This window comes from Negativicoccus succinicivorans, from assembly GCF_018372215.1.
In the GTDB taxonomy this organism is placed as follows: domain Bacteria; phylum Bacillota; class Negativicutes; order Veillonellales; family Negativicoccaceae; genus Negativicoccus.
On the sequence record NZ_JAHAJN010000002.1, the window covers coordinates 54,539 to 77,116 of the forward strand.

17 protein-coding genes and 4 tRNA genes are annotated in these 22,578 nt (G+C 57.6%); 2 read left to right on the top strand and 19 right to left on the bottom strand.

What is annotated here, in order from left to right; translation table 11 throughout:
* Position 1 precedes the first annotated feature (1 nt).
* The 3 genes from mreD to KIB08_RS01725 are packed head-to-tail and all read right to left on the bottom strand — an operon-like array spanning position 2 to position 2,396.
* Positions 2–478: a rod shape-determining protein MreD gene (gene mreD / locus KIB08_RS01715; protein ID WP_303988784.1), complete on the bottom strand. Its 477-nt coding sequence runs from the start codon at positions 476–478 to the stop codon at positions 2–4.
* Positions 475–1,368, bottom strand: a complete 894-nt coding sequence (mreC, locus tag KIB08_RS01720) for a rod shape-determining protein MreC (RefSeq protein WP_303988787.1) — start codon at positions 1,366–1,368, stop codon at positions 475–477. Before mreC ends, mreD begins: the two co-directional genes overlap by 4 nt.
* Positions 1,368–2,396 (bottom strand): rod shape-determining protein, encoded by a 1,029-nt coding sequence (locus tag KIB08_RS01725; RefSeq protein WP_303988790.1) that lies wholly within the window; start codon positions 2,394–2,396, stop codon positions 1,368–1,370. Before KIB08_RS01725 ends, mreC begins: the two co-directional genes overlap by 1 nt.
* A gap of 189 nt (positions 2,397–2,585) precedes the next feature.
* Between KIB08_RS01725 and sppA the strand changes: the two genes are divergently transcribed.
* On the top strand, positions 2,586–3,539 hold the full coding sequence (sppA, locus tag KIB08_RS01730) for a signal peptide peptidase SppA (protein ID WP_303988792.1): 954 nt from the start codon (positions 2,586–2,588) through the stop codon (positions 3,537–3,539).
* Positions 3,529–4,125 carry a YIP1 family protein gene (locus KIB08_RS01735; RefSeq protein WP_303988795.1) on the top strand — a complete coding sequence of 199 codons (597 nt, stop codon included), beginning with the start codon at positions 3,529–3,531 and terminating at the stop codon, positions 4,123–4,125. The genes sppA and KIB08_RS01735 overlap by 11 nt, the downstream gene beginning before the upstream one ends.
* A 73-nt stretch (positions 4,126–4,198) precedes the next feature.
* Here KIB08_RS01735 and KIB08_RS01740 read toward each other — a convergent pair whose 3' ends face one another.
* From KIB08_RS01740 to KIB08_RS01815, 16 genes are all read right to left on the bottom strand, one after another.
* Positions 4,199–5,677, bottom strand: coding sequence for a class I adenylate-forming enzyme family protein (locus tag KIB08_RS01740; protein ID WP_303988797.1), 1,479 nt, complete (start codon positions 5,675–5,677; stop codon positions 4,199–4,201).
* A gap of 104 nt (positions 5,678–5,781) precedes the next feature.
* Positions 5,782–5,872 (bottom strand) — tRNA-Ser (locus KIB08_RS01745).
* Between the two features lie 145 nt (positions 5,873–6,017).
* Positions 6,018–6,093 (bottom strand) — tRNA-Val (locus KIB08_RS01750).
* A gap of 4 nt (positions 6,094–6,097) precedes the next feature.
* Positions 6,098–6,172 (bottom strand) — tRNA-Glu (locus KIB08_RS01755).
* A 3-nt stretch (positions 6,173–6,175) separates the two neighbouring features.
* Positions 6,176–6,251, bottom strand: a tRNA-Asn gene (locus tag KIB08_RS01760).
* Between the two features lie 97 nt (positions 6,252–6,348).
* On the bottom strand, positions 6,349–6,891 hold the full coding sequence (locus KIB08_RS01765) for a hypothetical protein (protein ID WP_303988800.1): 543 nt from the start codon (positions 6,889–6,891) through the stop codon (positions 6,349–6,351).
* A gap of 11 nt (positions 6,892–6,902) precedes the next feature.
* A complete protein-coding gene (locus KIB08_RS01770) occupies positions 6,903–7,397 on the bottom strand; it encodes a hypothetical protein (RefSeq protein WP_303988802.1) in 495 nt (164 codons plus the stop codon).
* Positions 7,394–7,609: a hypothetical protein gene (locus tag KIB08_RS01775; RefSeq protein WP_034437140.1), complete on the bottom strand. Its 216-nt coding sequence runs from the start codon at positions 7,607–7,609 to the stop codon at positions 7,394–7,396. The genes KIB08_RS01770 and KIB08_RS01775 overlap by 4 nt, the downstream gene beginning before the upstream one ends.
* 11 nt (positions 7,610–7,620) lie before the next feature.
* On the bottom strand, positions 7,621–11,364 hold the full coding sequence (locus tag KIB08_RS01780) for a phosphoribosylformylglycinamidine synthase (RefSeq protein WP_303988807.1): 3,744 nt from the start codon (positions 11,362–11,364) through the stop codon (positions 7,621–7,623).
* Positions 11,365–11,590: 226 nt separating this feature from the next.
* Positions 11,591–12,238 (bottom strand): immunity protein YezG family protein, encoded by a 648-nt coding sequence (locus KIB08_RS01785; protein ID WP_303988810.1) that lies wholly within the window; start codon positions 12,236–12,238, stop codon positions 11,591–11,593.
* A gap of 13 nt (positions 12,239–12,251) precedes the next feature.
* The gene (locus tag KIB08_RS01790; RefSeq protein WP_303988812.1) at positions 12,252–13,049 is read right to left on the bottom strand and encodes an ABC transporter permease; all 798 of its coding nucleotides are present in this window, start codon (positions 13,047–13,049) and stop codon (positions 12,252–12,254) included.
* Positions 13,039–13,824 carry an ABC transporter ATP-binding protein gene (locus tag KIB08_RS01795; RefSeq protein WP_303989066.1) on the bottom strand — a complete coding sequence of 262 codons (786 nt, stop codon included), beginning with the start codon at positions 13,822–13,824 and terminating at the stop codon, positions 13,039–13,041. Before KIB08_RS01795 ends, KIB08_RS01790 begins: the two co-directional genes overlap by 11 nt.
* Position 13,825: 1 nt before the next feature.
* A complete protein-coding gene (locus KIB08_RS01800) occupies positions 13,826–14,080 on the bottom strand; it encodes a helix-turn-helix domain-containing protein (RefSeq protein ID WP_303988814.1) in 255 nt (84 codons plus the stop codon).
* A 27-nt stretch (positions 14,081–14,107) separates the two neighbouring features.
* Positions 14,108–17,794 (bottom strand): helicase-exonuclease AddAB subunit AddA, encoded by a 3,687-nt coding sequence (gene addA, locus KIB08_RS01805; RefSeq protein ID WP_303988816.1) that lies wholly within the window; start codon positions 17,792–17,794, stop codon positions 14,108–14,110.
* Positions 17,778–21,167, bottom strand: a complete 3,390-nt coding sequence (locus tag KIB08_RS01810; protein ID WP_303988819.1) for a PD-(D/E)XK nuclease family protein — start codon at positions 21,165–21,167, stop codon at positions 17,778–17,780. The genes addA and KIB08_RS01810 overlap by 17 nt, the downstream gene beginning before the upstream one ends.
* A gap of 83 nt (positions 21,168–21,250) precedes the next feature.
* On the bottom strand, positions 21,251–22,450 hold the full coding sequence (locus KIB08_RS01815; RefSeq protein ID WP_303988821.1) for an MFS transporter: 1,200 nt from the start codon (positions 22,448–22,450) through the stop codon (positions 21,251–21,253).
* Between the last annotated feature and the right edge of the window lie 128 nt (positions 22,451–22,578).

A 22,578-nucleotide genomic window follows, 5' to 3' on the forward strand; every position in this document is an offset into this window, starting at 1 on the left:
GTCAATCTCCTTGGCGGCGCGGCCGCAAAAGCGGATGCAGCGCCAGGGCCACCAGCGCGTTCAAAAGCGCCTGCGGCAACGCTACGCTGAGGAAACTTCGCGTCACATTAATCGGTATGCCCCCCAGCCACCAACTGCAATAGTATACAAGCGCCGCGAAAAGACTTGCCACAAGCACCGCGAGAAACGACATTTCCCAACGAATCTGAAAGCGCGACCAGGCGAGCCACAACGGCAAAATGAGCAGCAAGTATCCCGCCAGATGCGGACCGAAAAAATTGGCGGCCAGCACATCGGCGATCACCCCCGCCAAAGCAGCGGCAAAAAGACCGTACCGCGGTCCGTAGAAAAGCGTAATGAGGACCACCGCCACCAGCCAGAGATCGGGACGCACCTCCGCCTGCCACCAAAACGGCAACACGGCCGTCTGCAGGAAAAAAATAAGCAGCGCGCTTACCCACCGGCGGGTCGTTGTCATTCCTTCGCTCCTTCCTGCGGCGCATCGGGAACGAGATTCGGCATCTGCTCAAGCGGCACGGCCGCGGTGGACGCGTTCAAAATCACCAACACTTCTTCCAATTTGGTAAAATCAACGGCCGGGGTCAACACGGCGCGCTTTACGACCCCCGAAGGATCCGGCACGATTTCTTTCACCGTACCGATCAAAAGCCCCTTGGGATACAATCCCCCGTATCCCGACGTGACAATCGCATCCCCGACCACGATATCGCCTTCTTTGACGATATCGATCATCTCCGGATGCGCGACATCGTTGCCGTTGCCGGAAACGAGCGCCGCCACGCGCGACTGCGGGCGCTGCACGATACCACCCACCGCGGTGCGGGGGTCTAAAATAAATTGGATTCGCGCCGAGTGCGGATACACATCGCTGACAAATCCGACCACGCCCTGCGGCAACATCACCGCCATATATTTCGTCAAACCTTCCGCTTTGCCGCAGTCGATCACCGCGCTCTGCGTCCAGCCGCCGTCATCGCGAGTAATCACGCGCGCGGCCCGCACCTGATATTGCGGATAGGTCGCTTCAAATTGCAACAGCGCTCGCAGGCGTTCATTTTCCGCGACAATTTCGCGTTGCGCCGTCAATGCGCCGCGCAGCGCGTCATTTTCCGCTCGCAGCTGTTGCAGTTCCGCATAGCCGGTTACCGCGCCGCGCAAGATCGTCGCGCCGCCAAGCACCTCCTGCGCCACACGCGCCGTTCCGTATTCAAACGGCGTCGCAGCCGCGACCAGCGGTTGCGTGACAAAAGGCACCGCCTCACGATGCCTCCATGCCCAACCGACCAAACCGATCAAAAGCAGGATGGCAATCGCCCAAACCAGCGTGCGTCGTTCGATTCCCCGCACTATTCATTCCTCCCCACGTTGCCACCGACCAGTAAATACGGCCACTCCGCGCGGCGCTTCAACGCCAGCATGCCGCCTCGCGCCACGGTGCCGAACGGCTCTTTCGCGACCTGCACGGGAATGCCGAGCGTTTCCGCGAGCGCCAAATCAAACCCTTTGACCAATGCCGCGCCGCCGGTCAGGCGTACGCCGTTTTCTAAAAGATCCGCCTGCGCCTGCGCGGAAAGTCCGCGTACTAAACGGCGAAAGCGTTGCAGCCAGACATTCGTCACTTCACGCACGAGCGGCAGCAGCTCCGTCGATGTCACAGTGAACTCCGTCAATGTGCCATCAGCCAGCAGGCGTCCCGTACACTCCTGTCGGGTTTCGCCGACGCTCTGTACGCAGACCGCCACTTCACGCACGAGCGTTTGAATCGTAGCGGACTCCACCATCACTCCGTAGGTTTCGCGCAAGTACGCCCGCAACGCCGCGCTCAAAGCGCGGCCGCCGGCCGGCAGATAATCATTAGCGAGATAACCGCCGCCCGAAAGCGCGGTCAACGTAAACCCTTCGCCGCAATCCGCCGCCATCGCCGCTTCCGCGCGCACCGGATCCCAACCGGTACCTATCGCCGCCGCCGCGCCACGATCCGCCAGCAACGTTTCCAATACGCCCGCCTTGCGCGTCGTCTGCAACCATGCCCGGACCGCCACCTGCGACGGCAACGAAGGCACGGCAAGACACACGGTCGGCCGCGTCACGGCACCGCGTTGCACTTTATCCAAAATCGATTGTAATAGTAATTGCGCGGCGGCCTGTTGCGCCACGACGCCGCCCGCGAACGGTCGCACCGCGACGAGACCGCGCGGCTCCGCCCGCAATCGGATCGCCGCCTCGGTACCGACAGCGACGACTTCCCCCTGCGTGGTTACCGCCGCCAGCGACGGCTCGGATATTTCCTGCTGAGCATCCGCCACCACCACACGTGTATATAACGAGCCCGGGTCGATCCCGACCAGCAGACTGCGCATTGAAATTCGTTTCATCTCTTCGCTCCGTCACGATTATTATTTCCTTAATTGCCTATCTTGTTATTTTAACATATTTCCTATAGTAGCGCGCACCGGAAAACGCACGCCGGCAATGCTTTTACCAATGGTTAATGTCTTTTTGCGTGTGCTTAATACTATTTATGCTAAAATGAAACTGATCTGTTTTGTTTTTAAGGAGGATTCATGGATAAAAAGAAAAAGCGCTGGGTAATCGGCGCCATCATCCTTTTATGTATTGCATTTGCTGTTTTTTTACAACCGTCACGCTCTGACAAAAAAACGATTCATAACGGCGACGGTTACGTGGCGGTAATTCGTGTCGACGGTCCGATTGTCGGCGCCGACGATATGCCGTCCAACCTTTTCAGCGGCGGCACAACGGCCTCATCGGGACGTCTCATGAAAGAAATTCGCCAAGCGTCGGCGGATCCCGCCGCCAAAGCGGTCCTATTGCGTATTAACAGTCCCGGCGGTTCGGCCACCGCATCACAGGAAATCGGCGACGAAATCGATCGGCTGAAGGCAAGCGGCAAACCGGTCATCGTTTCGATGGGCGACACCTGCGCGTCGGGCGGATATTGGCTCGCCGCGAAAGGCGATCGGATTTTCGCCAACCCTTCCTCGATGACGGGCAGTATCGGCGTATACATCGGCTATACGAACTATGAAAAATTGATGGGTAAACTCGGTATCAACAACGATAAAATTAAATCCGGCGCGCATAAAGATATTCTTTCGCCGGATCGTCCGATGACACCGGAAGAGCGCGCCCTCGTGCAAGGCATGGTCGATGACATTTATGAACAATTCGTAGACGTTGTCGCAACCGGTCGGCAAATGGATCCGCAACGCGTTCGCGAACTGGCCGACGGACGTATTTTTACGGGACGTCAGGCGCAGGCCGCCGGTCTCGTGGACGAGATGGGCAATTACTATGACGCGCTCGATTATACGGCCAACCTCGTCGGCTTGCCCGCGACGGACGTGCCCACGCGCGAATACGACGACGCTTCGGTTTCCTGGCAACGTCTTTTCGGCGCCGAACTCCGCGGCGCGTTTCGTGAAAGCATCGGGAGCTTAGCTCGTCGCGAAGGCGGGAGCGCTCGCACCGAATGGGAGGCGCCGCATGCTCAGTAACGCGTTGGAATTTCTCTATGATGTGATCACGCGGCCGCAATGGGCGTTTTATCACATCACTCATACCGATGCCAAGGGCGAAGCCGTCATCGTGTTTATTTTGAGCACGCTGATCACTTCGCTCGCTTCGGTCGGGCTGATGCCGAATACCCTGGTCGCCGTGTTCGCCGGCTCACTCATCGGCGGCGCATTGTATTTTTTAATCGGCGGCGCTCTCATGCATTTCTGCGCGTCTCTTTTGGGCGGCGAAGGGACCGTGCAAGGGCTCTTGCAGGCCTTGCCGTTCGCGTTGTTTCCCAACGCCCTGACAGCCTTGGGCGTGATCCTTAATTTCTTGCCGGCGGCTGTCAGTGCGCCGCTCTTTGACGCGCTCACGTTGGTGGTGACGTGCTGGACGATCTTCCTATTGGTCACGGCGTTGCAAAAAAATTATGGAATCAGTCTCGGGCGTGCTGTCTGCACTTTACTGTTTCCGTTTATCGGCCTCTTGCTCTTGGTCACCTTCCTGATTATTGCTTTCGTCTGGTTATTTCTCGCGAATATGCCGATGTGGTCAGGGGCGCTGGAAGAACTCAGCCGCTTTTAGCGAGATCCGTTATGCTTCACGCATCTGTATTTACGCAATAAAAAAACTGCCACATGGCAGTTTTTTTATTTTCTTACGCGTTATTTTTATCGTCCGACTCGGCGCCGGAAAAGGTATCGCTTTCCTGCAGCACCCGTTTTAAAATTTTTCCCGTGCTGTTTTTCGGGAGCGCATCCAAAACGACGTATTTGCGCGGCAATTTGAACGCGGCGAGACGTTGCGCCAAATATTTGCGCAAGGCCTGCGTATCGAGTTCCGCGTCTTCGTGCAACACGATGTACGCGCACACGAATTGTCCGCGCAAACCGTCGGGATGACCGACCACCGCGACTTCCGCCACGCCCGGGTACCGATAGATTTCGTCTTCCACTTCGCGCGGGTACACATTTTCCCCGTTGACGATGATCATGTCCTTGGAGCGGTCGACGATGTAGATATACTCGTCTTCATCCATATAGGCGAGATCGCCCGTATGCAGCCAGCCGTCCTGCAAGGCCTCCGCCGTCGCTTCGGGTAAATGCCAATATCCTTGCATGACGTTGGCGCCCTGCACTAAAAGTTCACCGATCGTTCCCGGCTCATACGTCGTCGCGTCGTACCCGCTGATTTTAACGCGTACGCCCGGAAGCGCCGGACCGATGGAGTAGTATTTATGTTTCGCTTCCGGATTGACCGCGACGACCGGCGACGCTTCCGAAAGTCCGTAACCTTCGATGATCGGCCGACCGTAAATTTCTTCGAATTTCTTCGCGACCGGTTCGGGTAAACTGGCTCCGCCCGAGACGAAGAGACGGACCGATTTCAACCGTTCGGGCGCGGCCAGGCGCACCAGCAGATGGTACAACGGCGGCACTAAGAAAGATACCGTTACCGCATACGTTTCAATCGCCTGCAAGATTTCGCCCGGACGGAACGTGTTGACCGGAACGACGCTGGCCCCTCGGATAAGCGGATTCATGACGCAGGTCGTCCAACCGAAACAATGGTACATCGGCAACACGCAAAGAACGTGATCCTCCGGCGCGTGCGGTAAAACCGCATTGAACTGCTTGACGTTTTCCGCCAGATTACGATGCGTGAGCATCGCGCCCTTGGGTCGACCGGTCGTGCCTGACGTGTAAATGAACGTAGTCACATCCGCATCTTCCCGTTGCGCTTCGGCGGGAACGCATTCCGCCGCGGCGATGCCCTGAGCTTCTTCGGCCAGGTCCGCCACCAAAAGCAGCGGCGCCGCCGTGTGCAATTCTTTGTGCGCGACCAACAACACCAAGCCCGCGTCTTTGGCGATATAGTCCACTTCCGCTTCGGTCAACATGCAGTTGATCGGGACGACGATCGCGCCCAGACTGACGATCGCGAAGTAAATGTAAATAAACGCGGGACTGTTTTGTTCATACAAACCGACACGATCGCCTCGCTTCACGCCCTTTTTGTGCAGGACGGTGCGATACCGCGCGATGTGTTCTTTCAATTGGCCATACGTGACATTTTCGGGACCGCGAATGGCGATACTCTCCGGATTATGACGGGTGATCAGTTCATCCAGTAACATGGTTTCCTCCTTGGCCGAAATCTCGGCAGCTCATTTCTTATATTCTACATGAAATTTTTAATTATGGGCAAAAAAAAAGACACCTTCGTGTCGAATAAATAAACTGGCGGAGCGGGTGGGATTCGAACCCACGCACGGGGTAAACCGTCTAACGATTTAGCAAACCGTCCTCTTCAGCCTCTTGAGTACCGCTCCGAGTAAAAGCTTCCACTATTTTACGTAAAATTCGTCTTTTTGTCAAGGAAAATTGACGTCATGACATCTTTATCGTCTGTAGGAAAGCCGCGCGACAAACGGAAATTTGCGCAATAAAAAAGAGACGCACGGTCTCTTTTTCAAATGGTGGGCGATGACAGGATCGAACTGCCGACATCCTGCTTGTAAGGCAGGCGCTCTCCCAGCTGAGCTAATCGCCCATATTGGTGACCCGTGGGGGATTCGAACCCCCGATACCGCCGTGAAAGGGCGGTGTCTTAACCACTTGACCAACGGGCCGTCTGGCTCCCTGAGTAGGACTCGAACCTACGACCGATCGGTTAACAGCCGATTGCTCTACCAACTGAGCTATCAGGGAATATAACAAGAGTAATTATAGCCGATGAAATAAAAAAAAGCAAGCGCGAAACCGCGCTTGCTTTTTTATTTCTATGCCCCGGTAACATGTCGATACGTTACGCCGACACGCGCAGGCGATGCGTCGGTATACGTCGGTAGGGAGATTCTGCCAGCGCGCGGTCGGTGATTTCCTTGACCACCGCCTGCGGCGTATTCAAAACGGATTCTTCCGCCGTGTCGCTGTACGTGCCTTTCCACATCTTCCACCGATCGGCCGGCCGGTAATACGCATACACGCGCAACTCACCGTACGTGGTAATCCACCAATCGCCATCCCAACCCGCACGTGTGAATTGCGCCAGAGCCGCCAACTCCGCGCCGACGACGATATCCGCATCGTACGCCTCGGCGACGGCGGCAAAGTCGTAGCGCGTGAACGGCATTGTCATTTGCGGTCCGTTCGTTATTTCATAGTACGGATAGCGAAACGGCTCGGCCAAACGTCGTTCCACATAGGTGCCGAGTTCCGCATGTCGCTCCGCCGTTGCCGTCGGCAGGATAACGACCTTCTCCGCCGCAATCGGTTCGGCGGCAAATACCGACAGCACGCCGATGAAAACGCAAATTACAAGCAAGTACCACTGCCGTTTGTTTCCCATATTGCGCCTCCCTATTCCCGCGCGGGCAGCGCTCGTGCGCTATCCAATGACCGCGTGACCAACGCCGCTTCCGGTAAAACTTCCGCGCTGATTTTATGAAATCGGAAGTGTCGAATGCTGATGATTTCGTCCGCGCCCTTGCGGCCGAGCCACGTCAAATCGCCGCGACCGTCTTTTGTCTGCGGCGGCAAGTACAAGGCATCGCCGCGAATCACGGCCGGCAACGGCTCCACCTCGGCAATGCGCACCGCCGGGTCGCGGTATACTAAACCGAATTCGCAGCGCACCGCAAATTCGCGCGCATTCAGTCGTTGATACGGCGTGAGCGCCAGCGTGCAAACGTAGCGCTCCCCGCTTTGCGGTTCGACCCCCGTCGCCTGCCAGGTGCCGTACCACGTTTGCGCGGTTCGTTCCGCATACCACAGGAACCCGTGCCAGCCCGCCCAAACCAAAAGCGACACCAACGTCACCGCCAGCAGCGTCTGCCGTTTTTGCGCTCCGCTCAACCGAATAATTTTCGCTTCAGCTCCCGCCAGTACAAAATGATTCCCGTCACAACCGGTGTCAGTACCGGCAAAATATTCATCACATAATTGCCGAAATTGGCGATATGCGCTTCATACATGCCCAGCAGGCAAAACGGACATGCTTCCGCCGTGCGGCAACTCAGCAGTAATATGAGCGCCGCAAGCATTGTAATTTTTTGTGCGCGTCGCATGGTATCTTTCCTTATCTCCCTGTGAAATAATCTACACCGGCCTGAAAAATTTTCTGTTTTTTCTGTCCGATAATATTTTTCGCTACATACGGACCATAGCGTTCGCTGTGACCCATCTTGCCCAAAATTCGTCCGTTCGGACTGAGCAGGCCTTCGATCGCCGCGACCGATCCGTTCGGGTTCGCCGGCATCGTTTCGTGGACGCTGCCCCATTCATCGCAATATTGCGTCGCGATCTGACCGTTCGCCGCCAAAGCCTGTACGACGTCCGGCGCCGCGTATAAACGTCCTTCGCCGTGACTGAACGGAATGCGATGGAGTTCGCCCGGTTCAAAATACATGAGCCACGGGGATTTCGTCGAGACGATCTTCGTCATCGCGTAGTGCGAAATGTGACGCCCGATAGTATTGTAGGTGAGCGTCGGCGCGCTCGGCGCCAATTCGCGGATTTCTCCGTACGGCAACAGGCCGAGTTTAATCAACGCCTGGAAACCGTTGCAGATGCCCAGAATCAACCCGTCGCGATGCGTCAAGAGATCGTTCACTGCGTCAGTCAATGCCGGATGACGGAACAGCGCGGCGATAAATTTACCCGAACCGTCCGGTTCATCGCCGGCGGAAAATCCGCCCGGAAATGCCAAGATTTGTGTCGTTTCCACCGCTTTGACAAGCGCTTCGACCGATTCATTCAGCGCCTGCGGCGTCAGGTTGCGCACGACGACGGTCGACACATTGGCGCCCGCATGTTCAAACGCGCGGGCCGTATCCACTTCGCAGTTCGTACCCGGCATCACCGGAATGACGACCTGCGGCGTGCCGATGGTAATCCGCGCGCGGCGCGTCGGATTGCCCGCCACCGGCGAAACGGGATACAGCGGTGCCGGTTGAAGCGTTTTCGTCGGGAATACTTTTTCCAGCGGCTCTTCCCAACGCGCTTGCAATGCATCGAGCGGTAACGTGACGCCGGCCAGAGAAATGCTGTCACCGGCGGTTGCGCCGATGATCGTAATATGCTCGTCAAGCGCCCATTGTTCCGCGACCTCTCTGTCCAATTCGACCAGCCATGAACCCGGCCGCGCCGCGAACCATTCTGTCGGGGTGAGAGCATCACTCAGCCCTGCACCGATATGGTTACCGAAGGCCGCTTTCGCGCACGCGGCGGCAAGACCGCCCGCATCAATCGCCTGCGCGCTTTTCAGCAGGCCTTTTTCCGCCGCCGCGAACAGCCGATCCGCATGATCGATAAAGACTTCAAAGTCCGGCATGGCGTATTCATCCAGCGGCGTTTCAAGTAAGACCAACGCGTGGCCGCGTCCCTTCCATTCGGGACTGACAATGTGCGTCGCATCCCCCGGAGCCACCGCGAACGAAATCAGCGTGGGCGGCACATGCAAATCAAGGAAACTGCCGCTCATCGAATCTTTGCCGCCGATCGCGCCGACTTCCAGTTCCGACTGCGCGACAAACGCGCCCAAAAGCGCCGCGACCGGTTTACCCCAAGAGGCCGTGTCGCCTAATTTTTCAAAATATTCCTGCAAGGATAAATAGGCGCGTTTCCAGTTGCCGCCCAGCGCCGCGATTTTCGCCAGCGACTGCAACACGGCGAACAGACCGCCGTGGAACGGGCTCCACGACGCCAAGTACGGATCAAACGCATGGGTCATGATGCTCACGGTCGACGTTTCCCCGTGACGCAGCGGAATTTTCGCGACCATGCCGTCGACCGGCGTGCACATGCGCGCGCCGCCGTACGGCATCAGCACCGTACCCGCGCCGATCGTCCCGTCAAATCGTTCGCCCAAACCGCGCTGCGAAGCGACATTCAAATCACCGAGCGTTTGCGCCCAAGCGGCACGCACGTCCGTCACCGGTTGCGGGGTAAAATAATTTTCTTCCGCCGGCGCCTTGATGACCGCCGCACTGGCTCGACTGGCGCCGTTGGTATCGAGGAACGAGCGCTCCAAATTGACGATGGTTTCACCGCGCCACTGCATCATCAGGCGGCGCTCTTTCGTGACGACCGCAATCGGCGTCGCTTCCAGATTTTCTTCGTCCGCATAGCGGCGGAACGTATCCGCATCGTCCGCGGCGACGACCACCGCCATGCGTTCCTGCGATTCGGACAGCGCCAATTCCGTGCCGTCCAATCCTTCATATTTTTTCGGTACAGCATCCAGATTAATCGTCAAGCCATCAGCCAATTCGCCGACAGCGACCGCCACGCCGCCCGCACCGAAATCGTTACAGCGGCGAATCAGGCGCGAGGCTTCCGGACGCCGGAATAAGCATTGTAATTTACGTTCCGTCGGCGCGTTACCTTTTTGCACTTCCGCGCCCGCGGTGGTTAATGAACTTTCCGTATGTTCTTTGGACGAACCGGTCGCACCGCCAATGCCGTCACGACCGGTACGGCCGCCGACCAGCAATACGATATCGCCCGGTTCCGGCACGCGACGAACGACCTGATCTGCCGGCACCGCGCCGACGACCGCGCCGACTTCCATGCGTTTGGCGACGTAGCCGGGGTGGTAGTATTCACGTACCTGACCGGTCGCGAGACCGATCTGGTTACCGTAGGAGCTGTAACCGGCCGCCGCCTGCGTCGTAATCGTGCGCTGCGGCAATTTGCCGGTAAGCGTTTCCGAAAACGGCGTGCGCGGATCGCCGCTGCCGGTCACCCGCATCGCCTGGTAAACGTACGCACGTCCGCTCAAGGGATCGCGAATACAGCCTCCCAAACAGGTAGCCGCACCGCCGAACGGTTCAATTTCCGTCGGATGGTTATGCGTTTCGTTTTTAAAGAGCAACAGCCATTCTTCCGTGCCCTTTTGGGTTTTGACCGGAATCTTGATCGTGCAGGCGTTGATTTCTTCCGACTCATCCAACTCCTGCAAAAGTCCCTGCGCCCGCAACGATTTCACCGCAATCGTCGCCAGATCCATCAGCGATTGCGGCCGCGGATTGTCACTGTACAAGCCGTTGTGCACTTCACTGTACCAGTCGTACGCTTCAACGATCGGCTCGGTAAAATGACCCGCCTCGATATCGACATGCGTCAGTTCCGTGCCGAAGGTCGTGTGACGACAATGATCGGACCAGTACGTATCCAAGACACGCAATTCGGTCAGCGTCGGATCGCGATCTACCTGATCGCGGAAATATTCCTGTACGACCGCCAGATCCGCTTCATCCATGGCCAAACCGTACTGCGTTAACATCGCTAAAAGTTCCGAACGCGTCGCGGAAATAAATCCGTCCAATACCGGTACCGGTTGCGGTTGATGCGCCGGCGCGATGAGTTCACGCGGCATCTCCCAAGCCGCTTCGCGCGCTTCGATCGGGTTGATCACGTATTCTTTCAATTTAACGATGTCGACCGGTCGATCCATACCGGTGACGACATATACCGTCGCATACGCTACGCGCGCGTCGACGCTCGGATCCAGCAAACGCAGACATTGCTCCGCCGAATCGGCGCGCTGGTCATACTGACCGGGCAACAACTCGACGGCAAAGGCCGTTTCCTGCGGACCGATTTGCAAATGTTCCGTCCATGTATCCACGGGAGGTTCCGCGAAAATCGTCGTCATCGCGCGAGCAAACAGTTCTTCACTGACACCATCCACGGTATACCGATGCCAAACCTGCACATCGGTTAACGACGTCAGGCCCAGCTGCTCCCGCCATTCCCGTAAAAGGCGTTGCGCCGTATCGGCCAGCGCCGTTTTTTTGGCGACAAAAACTCGTTGTAACATAGGTTCCTCCCTCATACTATGCAGCGCGCCAAGCGGCGCGAATGACCAGCAATTGATTGAGTTTATTCTACCATTACAGGCCGGATTTTTCCATATTTATGGCGTACGAAAACATCTTTATTTAAAAAAGAATTCGCCGCGTATCGTATTTATATTTGAACATAAATTCAATCGTTCGGATTTTATCCGGCATTTTTTTACTAAATGAAAAATAAAAGATGCGTATTCACGCATCTTTTATCGTCTCGCTTACTTTTGCCGTTGCCGCCGCCTTGTTTTCGGTTCGCAGCGCGTGCACGCGGACGCGACGAGTGCCGCGATACGCGGGCGTTTCTCCGGCCAGCCGTTCCCAATAGCCGCGCGGGCGTCGACGCCACAAGCGATGCCGCTGCCTGCGCAAGGGTCGATGCCACGCGCTGTACGCCGCCGCAAGCAGTCGACGCAAACGCAACGGCAAATAAACGGCGCCGAAACGTTCGTATTCCCACGCAAACTGCTCTTCAATCGGATCGACCTGGTAATGATGCCGATGACCGTACATCGCGCTTTCCAAACCGCGTGGCGAAAATTCCAGCGTCGCGCTTGTCCATGGGGAACGTCCCGGGTTCTCCGCGATCCATGCTTTCCAAAGTTCGCGCACCGCCGTGTCGGCCGCCGCCATTTGCAACCACAGGTCTTCTTCCGAGTCGCCCGTCCGCCAAACGGAATCCGTCCAGTAAACATACTCCGCGCGCGTTTTCGGGCGGTAATAAAAATAATGAAGCGGCTCGGTCGCCATGAGCGTTCGCCAAACGACGCGTCCCCACGGCTCTTTAATCAGCGCCGTTATCGTCTGCATTACGTCGGCATACGCCGCCTGCATTTGTTCGTTCACGCTGCTTCCTTTCTCAGCGGTGCTCCCGCCATGGTGTCATATATCGTTGCCACTGCGCCAACAGCGCCTGGACCATTAATCCCGCTACACACAACACAAAGATGCACGCCAACAGCGGCGCGGTCAGCATCAAATCCCCGAAATGCAAAATCAGCGCGCCGATGCCCGTCTGTGCCGCGATCATTTCGGCCGCGACCACGAGCACGAGTGCCGTGCCGCAACCGAGTTGCAAGCCCGCGAACAATTCCGGCAGCACCACCGGCAGCGCGACGGTACGCACATACCGCCCGCGACTCACGGGATACATCGCAGCGACTTCACGGTAAAGGCGCGGCAAACGCACCAATCCCGCCATCGTATTGATAAAAACCGGGAAAAAGACACCGAGCGCAATCAATACGTATTTCGGTAATTCACCGATGCCGAGCCAGAGCACGAAAAGCGGCAAAATGGCAATTTTCGGCAAAGGATAAAAGAAATAAATGTACGGTTCGATCAAGCGTCGAAACGTCGGCGAAAGTTCGCCCGCGAGCGCCAACAACAACGCCGCAAGACCGCCCGCGACCACGCCGACCAGCCAACGTAACGCGCTGGCTGCCAGCGCCGGTCCCAACGTGCCTTTTTGCACCAACGCCGCCAACGCGGCGGCGATTTGCGACGGCGCGGGGAGATATACCGGTGAAATCCAACCTTGACGCACGCTCCACTCCCACAGACCGAGCAGCAGCAACACGCCCGCCAGCGCCCACCAGCGCGCGCAACTGCTTTCTTTGGGCGCCAAACGGTACCGTACTTCGCGTTCAGTCGTCATGGCGACCTCCCTGCGTCAACGCCGCCGTGGCGCCGGCTTTAATTTCCTGCCAAATGGTTTCTTCCAGCGCCGCCAACTGCGTCCGCGCGCTGAGCTGATGCCGTTCCTTGCGCGGTATATCCACCGTCAAACATTCCACAATGCGGCCGGGGCGCGGCGAAAATACCCAAATCACATCGGCGAGCCGCACCGCCTCGGCGATGTTGTGCGTGACATACAAGGTCGCCGGACGCAATTCTTCCCAATATTGTACCAGTTCATCTTCCAATAGCCGCCGCGTCTGCGCGTCGAGCGCGGAAAACGGTTCGTCCATTAATAATAAATCCGGCTCGGTCACCAGGGCGCGCGCGATCCCGACGCGTTGCCGCATGCCGCCCGAAAGCGAACCCGGATACGCATCCGCGAATTCGCTCAATTGCATGCGCGCCAACTTTTGCGCTACCCGTTCGGCAATTTCCTGTCGGCTAAACTCGCGATCCTGCAAACTGAACGCTACATTGTCCGCGACGGTCAGCCAGGGAAACAAACCGCCCTGCTGAAACACCATCGCCGTCTGCGGCGGCGTCTCCGCGCCGCGCCAGTACAAACGCCCCGATGTCGGCGGCAACAATCCCGCCGCCAAGTATAAAAGCGTCGATTTTCCGCAACCGGAAGGGCCGATCAGTGCCACGAACTCTCCCGGCGCGACCGTTTTGGTAAGCGGCGCCAGCGCTTGGATCTGCACGCCGTTTTTCTCCGTATAGGTCTTCGTGACCGCGTCCAAACAAAATTCCATATTATTCAAACAGGGCGGTCTGCTCGTAGCGCGGGCGCGCGTTTTTCTCCGCGCCGAACACCCGCTCCATGGCACTTTGCGTGATGAGTACCGTGCCTTCCGATTTACGGGTTTCCGTCGCCGTAAAAATCGGCTCCACCAACGTTCCGTCCGGCCTGCGATAGCCGCCCGCGTAGTGGCGCAACGTGGATGCGGGCACGTCCCAACGCACCGCCGCCTCCATCAAAGTCATGACTTCCGTTAACGCATCCTGCATATCCGCCCTCCTTTCCGTTCGGTTTCATTATAGCACGGCGCCGCCGTCGTCTTGCCACGTGATCGCCTCATGCAGAGCCAGTGAATAAATGATTTTTTTCACGACCGGCCGCCGCCAAATGCGCGCGGCCGCATGGGCGTATAAATCGAGTTGGCGATGGTAACGTTCGTAGAGCACATTGGCCGTATCCACGCGGTCGGTCTTATAATCCAAAATCGCAAGATCGCCGTTGGCCGTCGCGTACAGGCAGTCAATCACGCCCTGCAAAAATACTTCGTCATCGCCCGCCGGCACGCCGAGCGCCACCGCCGCGGGCAGCAACATTCCAAACGGACATTCGCGCAACACAAACGATGATTGGCGAATCTCCGCCGCCGTGTCGCAGGTTAACCACAAATCGAGATCACGACGATGGGCCAACTTCGCTTCGGCCGGCGTTATTTTTTGCGCCGCCAACAGTTGGTCGAGATACGTCTGCGCTGTCGTGGTACCGTCGCCCGCGCCGATCTCGGCCAAAATGCGATGCATGAGCGTGCCGTAACGCGCCCCGCCGTCCGGTCGCATATCCGGCGTAACAAATTGCGGCGGACGCACCCAAGCGTCATTCACCGGTTCAATTTCCGTCGCGGCGTCCGCCTCGGTCGGTACTAAACGCACCGCTTTTGTCGCCGCCTCGTCAGCCGTCTGCGCCGGTTGCACCGTCAATATCGGCAACGGATAATCCGCCGCCGGTCGTTCCGTTTTGGGCAACGGCGGTAAGGCCGCCGTGATTTCACCCAAGTGATGCGTTACTTCCGTCACGGTGACTTTCGCGGGGATCTGCGTGGCAAGCGGTTTGTCATATTGCCAGGAAAGGCGTTTCGCGATTTCCGTCGGCAGCGGCGTGCCCGTCAATGTGCCTTGCCGCACGTTTTCTAAACGCGGATCCGACACCGTTGCGACCGCTTCGTTCCATGTCGGCGTCACCGTCTGCACATCCCAGCGCGGTAACGCCCCGTTTTCCAAATGCGGCCACAACCAGTCCAGGTAGGAACGCGCGGCCTCCGGAGAAACATGCGCGCCGGTCGGTGACGGCCCCGCGTAAAGATACAGTTTATCCCGCGCGCGCGTCATGGCCACGTACAAAAGCCGTTGCTCTTCCGCCAGCGTTTCCCGCCGTAAAATTTCACGCAGCAAATGCCAGCGCACCGTCGGGTACGTCAGATGACGCGTTGCATCGTAACGAGACAACCCGATCCCGTAGCGACGATGCAATAAAAGACGCGCCTGCGTATCTTTCCGGTTAAACTCTTTGTCGATATTCGCCAAAAACACAACCGGAAATTCCAGCCCCTTGCTTTTGTGAATCGTCATAATGCGTACCGCGTCTTCGTTTTCGCCCATGGTCGACGGTACCGACAAATCCTGCTTTTGCCGCTGCAGCTCTTCCAAATATTCCAAAAAGCGCGAGATCCCGCCACCGGCTCCGTCATCAAACTCGACCGCGCGCGCGTACAACGCTTCCAGATTCGCGCGCCGCAACGATCCCGACGGCAAGCCGCCGACGTACGCATGATACCCGCTTTCTTCGTAGATGCGCCGCACCAGCTGACCGATGCCGGCTTGCCGCGCCAACAACTGCCAACCGGAGAGCAAGGCGTAAAACGCTCCGACACGGCCGCGCTTTTCTTCATCGGCAAGGCGCGCAAGCCAAGCGGGCAAAACATCCCACAGCGCCGGCGCTTCCTCATTGCGCAACAACGCCATTTCCGCCAGATCGCGTTCATCGCAACCGACGAGCGGCGAGCGCAACACGGCCGCCGCCTCCAAATCGCGTCGGGAATTATCGAGCCAACGTAAAAGCGAAAGCATGGTCTGCACTTCGGTCGCCGCAAAATAACCGCCGGCCTGTTCCGCGTACACGGGAATACCCGCTGAGCGCAACACTTCGACAAAGACATCAATCCGAGACGCGACCGAACGCATCAAAACTACCGCGTCGCGCCAGCGGAACGGACGAAACGCGCCGTCATTTTCCTGCACGACGGCCGTCTCGTGCAAATGCAACAACTCATCCGCGATTGCCTGCGCCTGCGCTTCCATCGCCGATACCGGTTCTTCCTCCGCATCATCGTCAGCGGGCGGAATATCCGCCGCGTCCGCCGTCGTTGCGTCATCGGAAGGCATGACAAAGCGCACGCTGACCGAACCGCCGACCCAGTTTTCCGGCGCGTCCGTAATCGTCCGTCCGGGAATAAACGCCGCGTTTTCATCGTAAGAAAATTCGGCGGCGGGCGGTTGCATAATCCGAGCGAATACTTCATTCACCGCGTCTAACACGGTGCGATCGCTGCGAAAGTTTTCCCGTAAATCAATGCGGCGCGAAGGCGCCTGCGCGTCTCGCGAAAAACGTTCGTACTGACCGAGAAAAATAGTCGGATCCGCCAGCCGAAAACGGTAAATACTTTGCTTGACGTCGCCCACCATGAACCGATTATCCGCGCGCGCGATCAGGCTTGCGATCAGTTCCTGCACGCCGTTCGTGTCCTGGTATTCGTCAACCATGATTTCATCGTACTCGCGGGCGAGTTCCCGCGCGATATCCGACCGCATCGGCGCCTCCGGCGTGGATTCCGGCGCGAGCAACAGCGTGAGCGCGTAATGTTCCAAATCGCTGAAATCGATCAGGCGCTCCGATTTTTTCCACGCCGCGTACGCGGCCGCAAACGTTTCCGTCACCTTGACGAGTGCCGTGACGAGCGGCGCGGTCGCTTGCAAATCTTCCCGCCAGGTCGCGGGCGCGGCGGCTAAAATACCTTCCGTCCAGCCCTTCAACCATGCTTTCCCGGCGTCGCGAAGTTCTTTGGCCGCCGTCTTGGCTGCTTTCGCCGCCTCGTCCTTCAGCTTGCCGCCCGGCCAACGCATCGGCGCGTAGGTCTGCGCCGCGTCATAAATCGCGTCCCAGTCTTCCCCTTCACAAAGCGCCGTCGCGGTCGCGTAATCCGCCGCCAAAACCTCCCACGCGTTTTGCAGTTGCGGGTACAACGCCAATTCATCCAGCGCGTCCTGTAATTGCGTTCGCCATTGCGTGACGCCAGTGCGCCACTCTTCCCAAAGCGGCGTCAGATCCGCCAAGTCCGCTTCGGCATACGGCGCGGCGAGCGCCTCCAGCCACGCTTCAGGAAACGGCATGCTGCGGCTGTATTCATACAGTCGCAACACCGCGGCGCGCAGTTGCGCGTCATTCGTTTTTGTGCGGAAAAAGTCCGCCAATTGCAAAAATTCCGGCGACGCCTCTTCATAGGCTTCAAACAGCGTCTGCTCCAAGGCTTCCAGCCGCCCGAGCGCCAACTCCTGCTCGCCACCCTGACGAAACCCCGCGTCCAAATCCAAACGGTAAAAATATTGGCGAATGATTTGCTGGCAAAACGCGTGGATCGTTGATATTTGCGCCGACCCCAGCAACGCCAATTGTCGATCGATGTGCGCCGAAGGCGTCGTCGCGGCGGCCGCGGCGAGCGCCGTGCCGATGCGTGTCCGCATCTCCTGCGCCGCCGCCCGCGTAAACGTCATGACGAGAATACGGGTGATGTCCGCGGGATCGTGCGGATCCAAAAGCCGCCGAATGATGCGTTCGACGAGCACCGCCGTTTTACCTGAGCCTGCCGCGGCGGCGACCAAAAGATTTTGGCGACGACTCGTGATCGCCGCTTCCTGTTCAGTTGTCCATTGCATCGCCGGTCTCCTTTGCGACTGTCGCGGTCATTTTTTCCAGAGCTTCTTCATCATTCAAACTCGGCAAGTAGCGGTAGCGATTGCCGGCAAGCGCCGGGTCAAACCCGCAAACCGCGCGGTACGGGCAGTACTTGCAGGCCACGTTGTCGCCTTGGCGATACGGCATAACATCGATCCGTCCCGCCAAAATTTGCGCGCTGATTTGCGGCAAAAGCGTCGCTATATACGCGACAATCAACCGCATCGCGGCCGCGTTTTCCGCCTTGGCGTCCTTGCGCAGGCTGCCGTCTTTATTAATACGAATCGGCAAAAAGGAAATTTCCTCGCCGACTTCGCTGTCGATTTTTTCTAAAATTTCGCGTTCCGAAAGGAAATAGCCCTGCGTCTGCAATTGCTGCTTGAGCGCTTTGCGAATCGTCGCGTCATCGCGCGGCGGCGCGTTCAAATCGGCGCGTTCATCCTGCACATACACATACATAATGCCCGCCGGGAGCGCTTCGCCGTCACCCCGCCGCAACGCCGCGTACAAATACGTCGCCAGCTGCAAACGCAGACCGTAGTACAAATCGCCGAGCGAAATCTTCGTATCGCCCGTTTTATAATCGATGATCAGGTAGTACGTCTTTCCCGTTTCGGGATCGCGATAATAATCCAGCCGGTCGATCGTGCCGACCAATGTGAATTCCGTGTCGCCGATACTGCCGACCGGCAACGTGAACACTTCTTCCAAGCCGGCGGTTTGGAACGCGCCGCGTTGTGACCATTCCGCCAGACGCGTCAACGTTTCCCGTAAAGTTCGATCCAGCTGCGTACGGATGTACGAGTAAAACGGATTCGTCGCGAAGCGGTCATTTTGCACGCGCGGCGCGATAAGTTCCGCAATGGCCCGACTGCGATCGGTGATTTCCGCCGGACCGGCATCGCGAAATTCACGCGTCTGCGTCAGCAGTTCCGCACCGAATTGGTGCAATGCCGCGTGCATGTACGAACCGTAATCCGCCGGGGTCAATTCGCCGCGCGCGGGTTCGTCCAAATGCAAACCGTAGCGCGCGAAAAAGCGGAACGGGCAGGCGCGATACATTTCAAACGCGGTGACTGAGGCGTGAAAGGTGCCTTGCGGCGCGTAGAGTTTGCGACTGAGCGCGGGACCTAACACCGCCGCCCGATTCGTATAAAACAGACTGCGCGTCCACGCGTACGCCGCGCCTTCATGCGACGGTTGCCGCATCGCCCAGTCGTACAGGCCGAACCATTCTTCCGCGGGCGATTCTTCACGCAGCGCCTGCGGTAATCCCGCCAAACTTTGACGCGGTCGCACCCAACCATCCTCCGGACAAGAGCTGACCGCCGGATGAATGGAATCCGTCCAGCCGAGCGTGACCAAGCGTCGCAGTAAAAAGGCCGGTTCCAACGCGCTGCCATCTTCATCGGCGCGCGCGTAACTCAGATACAGTTTTTCTTCGGCGCGCGTCCACGCCAAATATTGCCATTGCCGTTCCTGCAAAGCAAGTGTGACCGAGTCCGTGCCGAAAGCCAGGTCCAGTCGCGCCAGTTCCGTACGATCGCGATCCGACCATAAACTCAACGGTTGCGGACGCACGGGAAAGACGCCTTCATTTTGCCCGAGCACAAAGACCGCGCGCGCGTTGAGCGGGTAGCCGCGGTCAATCGTCGTGAAAGTGACGTGATCAAGCGTCGGCGGAATCAACGCGTAACTCAACTCCGCGAGCAAATCCGTCCAAATGCGCGCCACATCTCGCGCCGGCCACACTTCCGCGCCGCCGACTTCGACCCATTCATCCAAAAGCGCGTAAATGCGTTGCAAGACCTGCTGGCGGCTGCGATAAATTTCTTCCGTCAGATTTTCGCCGTGCGTTAATAATTCCGCTTCGAGCGGCAAGCGGGCGAGCAGATCATACATGACCAGCGCCACTTCACGTACGGTCGCCTTCGTTTTAAACACTTGCGCCAGCGGCGCCAGCCATTCGTTAAGCGTCGCGCGCACGCCGTTGACCCGATCCCAACGCGCCTGCTCGCGTTCCGTCACCGGCTCGGGCGCTTCCAGACGGCGAATGCGGCGATGCCGCCAGGGTTCGTCTTTCGTCCAGTCGCCGCGACCGATCGCAAACTCGCGGCAATACATTTCCAGTTCTTCCACATCGCGCGTCGCCACCGGCAGCAATCCGGTTTTCAGCAGACGCAGTACCTGCGGCGTGGTATAACCTTGCGCCGTCAAGGTCAGCGCCGCGCTTACGAAGACCGCCAACGCGTCGTGGCGCATCGCCTGCCGCCGATCCGTGAAATACGGAATCTCGTAGCGCTCAAACGTGCGGCGCAAGCGCTCCGTATACGCGTCATGATGCCGCAGCAAAACAATGATATCGCGGTAACGGTACCCCTCTTCCCGCACAAGCCGCTGGATTTCGGTCGCCACGGCCGCGGTCTCTTCGTTACGATTCGCCGCTTCGGTGACGCGCAAGCCGGCGACGGGGGCATCGCTTGCTTCGCCGCGGGTCACTTTTTCCGCCGCCAAACCCAGCTGTGAATGCGGCCAACGCGGTGTGTCCGTCAAACCGATTTCGGTAATCTTTGCAAACGCGTGATGCGCCGCTTCGTAAATTTTCCAGGAGCTGTGCCAAAGCGATGTCGGCGCCGTCGCCTGCAGCGGATCTTCCGGCGGCAAAAGCAACGTCATGACGGCACGTTTCGCCCGCTTCATGACCGCCTCGACAATCGTCCAGTCGCGCGGCAGAAATTCGAGAAAGCCGTCAACCCAAATCGACGCTTCGGCAAGGTATTGCGACGTTTCAATAGCGCGCAACAGATTTTCCGTTTGCGCTTCATAATCGGGAAAATGCGCCGCCAGATACTCCTGATAGGCTTGCGCCAACAACGCCGTGTCCCGCAGTTTATTGCCGAGCACGGGGGTCGCTTCGTCCGCCGCCCGACGCAAATCGTCCGGCTCCAATTGGTAATGACCCAATTCCTGCAGCTGGTGATCAAACACTTCGGTGAAATGCGGTTGTCGCGCCGCGCGGGCAAGCGTCGTAAACTTGTCGCCGTGCGCAAGCAATAGGCGCCGCAAAATAATTTGCCGACCCAGCACGGACAATCCTTTGCCGCCCTGCGTGCCCTGTTCATCAAAGATGCGATACGCGAGCCGCGCGAAACCGAGCACCTCGATATTGCCGAAACCGCGCCCCAGTAAATACGCGGCGAGTTCCCGTTCCACCGTGTACGTCGCCGCGTCGGGCACCAGCAAAATGCAACGCTCGAGCGGATGCGCCGCCGCGTGATCCCGTAACGCCTTGAAGCACCGCGTCGTCTTACCGCTGCCGACCCGTCCGAGCCATAATTCGATTGCGTCTGCCATAGCTCCTCCTTTTCGTTTTATTATAGCAAAGGACGCGCGCCGCTTTTATTTTTTGCATGAAAAAACCGGAGACGCGCTCCGGCTTAAAAATGTTTCTGAACTTGTTTTTCGGATAATTGCGTATACACCATGGCCGTGATCAGGAAAAAAGCAATCGCGGTCGACCAAAAGACCGAGCTCAACCCCAATGTCATCGCCAGGTAGCCGGACACCATCGGTCCGAATACGTTACCCATCAAGGAAAAACTGGACGTGACGCCGAACGCGATACCTCGTTTTTCATCCGGCACGGAGCGCGCAATAATCGCATTCGCACTGGGCATCAAACAACCGATCGCCGCGCCGTTGAAGAAACGGAACAACCCGAGCCACCAGATATTCGGCGCGAAATATTGGGCGATGAAAAAGAGCCCCGCTAAAAATGATCCGATCAGCAGCACTTCGCGATGACTCAACCATTGGATGATGCGTCCCATGTTGAGCGATGTCGTCGCGCTGGCGACGCCGCCGATGGCCAAAATGATCCCCGAAATACTGGCGAGCACCGTAACATCGCCCACCATGCCTTTCACGTACAACGGCAAAATCGGCCCCAAACCGGTCAACGCGAAGTTGACGAAAAATTGAATCAGCATCATCAAGCGTACAATCGGCAAAGAGAAAAAGTAACCCACATTTTTAATGATAGATTCTTTCGCCTTTTGCGGTTTCGGCTGAAAATCTTCGTGAATGCAACGGTACGTCACGAAGCACCCCAAAGCCAGCAGCGCCGCGAAGCAAAGAAACGTTTCACGATAACCGATGATATCCGCGAGAATCCCGCCGAACACCGGCCCGATCGTCGCCCCGAGGACGATTCCCGTCTGGTACGTGCCGAGCGCGTACGTCGAATATTTTTCCGGCGTGATGATCGCCACCATCGCCAAACCCGCCGCGATAAAGCCGCCCACGCAGCCTTGAATAGAGCGCAGAAGCAACAGCTGAAACGGTGTCTGAACCAATGACATCAGCGCGAGCACCACCGTAAGCGCCGCTAAAATTTGCAGTAAAATTCGTTTGTGACCTTTACGATCACCGTACGCGCCCCAATACGGATTGGCCAACGCCGCCGTAAAACTCGTCACACCCGTAATCAGACCGGCCCACATGCCGGCCGCGCCGGGATCCGTCCCCCCGAGTTCGTGTACAAATAACGGCACAAAGGAAATCAAACCGATAATGGATGTCCCCGCTAAAATCTGCACCGCGACCAAATAGTATAAATTTTTGCGCCATAATTCCATCGTATTCCTTCTTTCTTCCGCGATTCTACCCATTCGTAACGATTCATTCGTTTCGTTGTATTTAGACGCATTTGATTGTAATAACACAGATTTTTATTATATCACAAAAAACTGCTTCGAAAAACTTT

What these genes read in the sequence shown, in the direction of transcription:
- KIB08_RS01725 (WP_303988790.1), bottom strand. Translation starts at nt 2,396, where the DNA reads ATGAAACGAATTTCAATGCGCAGTCTGCTGGTCGGGATCGACCCGGGC.
- KIB08_RS01780 (WP_303988807.1), bottom strand. Translation starts at nt 11,364, where the DNA reads ATGTTACAACGAGTTTTTGTCGCCAAAAAAACGGCGCTGGCCGATACG.
- KIB08_RS01800 (WP_303988814.1), bottom strand. Translation starts at nt 14,080, where the DNA reads ATGCAGGATGCGTTAACGGAAGTCATGACTTTGATGGAGGCGGCGGTG.
- KIB08_RS01810 (WP_303988819.1), bottom strand. Translation starts at nt 21,167, where the DNA reads ATGGCAGACGCAATCGAATTATGGCTCGGACGGGTCGGCAGCGGTAAG.
- mreD (WP_303988784.1), bottom strand. Translation starts at nt 478, where the DNA reads ATGACAACGACCCGCCGGTGGGTAAGCGCGCTGCTTATTTTTTTCCTG.
- KIB08_RS01740 (WP_303988797.1), bottom strand. Translation starts at nt 5,677, where the DNA reads ATGTTACTGGATGAACTGATCACCCGTCATAATCCGGAGAGTATCGCC.
- KIB08_RS01765 (WP_303988800.1), bottom strand. Translation starts at nt 6,891, where the DNA reads ATGGGAAACAAACGGCAGTGGTACTTGCTTGTAATTTGCGTTTTCATC.
- KIB08_RS01790 (WP_303988812.1), bottom strand. Translation starts at nt 13,049, where the DNA reads ATGACGACTGAACGCGAAGTACGGTACCGTTTGGCGCCCAAAGAAAGC.
- KIB08_RS01775 (WP_034437140.1), bottom strand. Translation starts at nt 7,609, where the DNA reads ATGCGACGCGCACAAAAAATTACAATGCTTGCGGCGCTCATATTACTG.
- KIB08_RS01815 (WP_303988821.1), bottom strand. Translation starts at nt 22,450, where the DNA reads ATGGAATTATGGCGCAAAAATTTATACTATTTGGTCGCGGTGCAGATT.
- addA (WP_303988816.1), bottom strand. Translation starts at nt 17,794, where the DNA reads ATGCAATGGACAACTGAACAGGAAGCGGCGATCACGAGTCGTCGCCAA.
- sppA (WP_303988792.1), top strand. Translation starts at nt 2,586, where the DNA reads ATGGATAAAAAGAAAAAGCGCTGGGTAATCGGCGCCATCATCCTTTTA.
- KIB08_RS01795 (WP_303989066.1), bottom strand. Translation starts at nt 13,824, where the DNA reads ATGGAATTTTGTTTGGACGCGGTCACGAAGACCTATACGGAGAAAAAC.
- KIB08_RS01735 (WP_303988795.1), top strand. Translation starts at nt 3,529, where the DNA reads ATGCTCAGTAACGCGTTGGAATTTCTCTATGATGTGATCACGCGGCCG.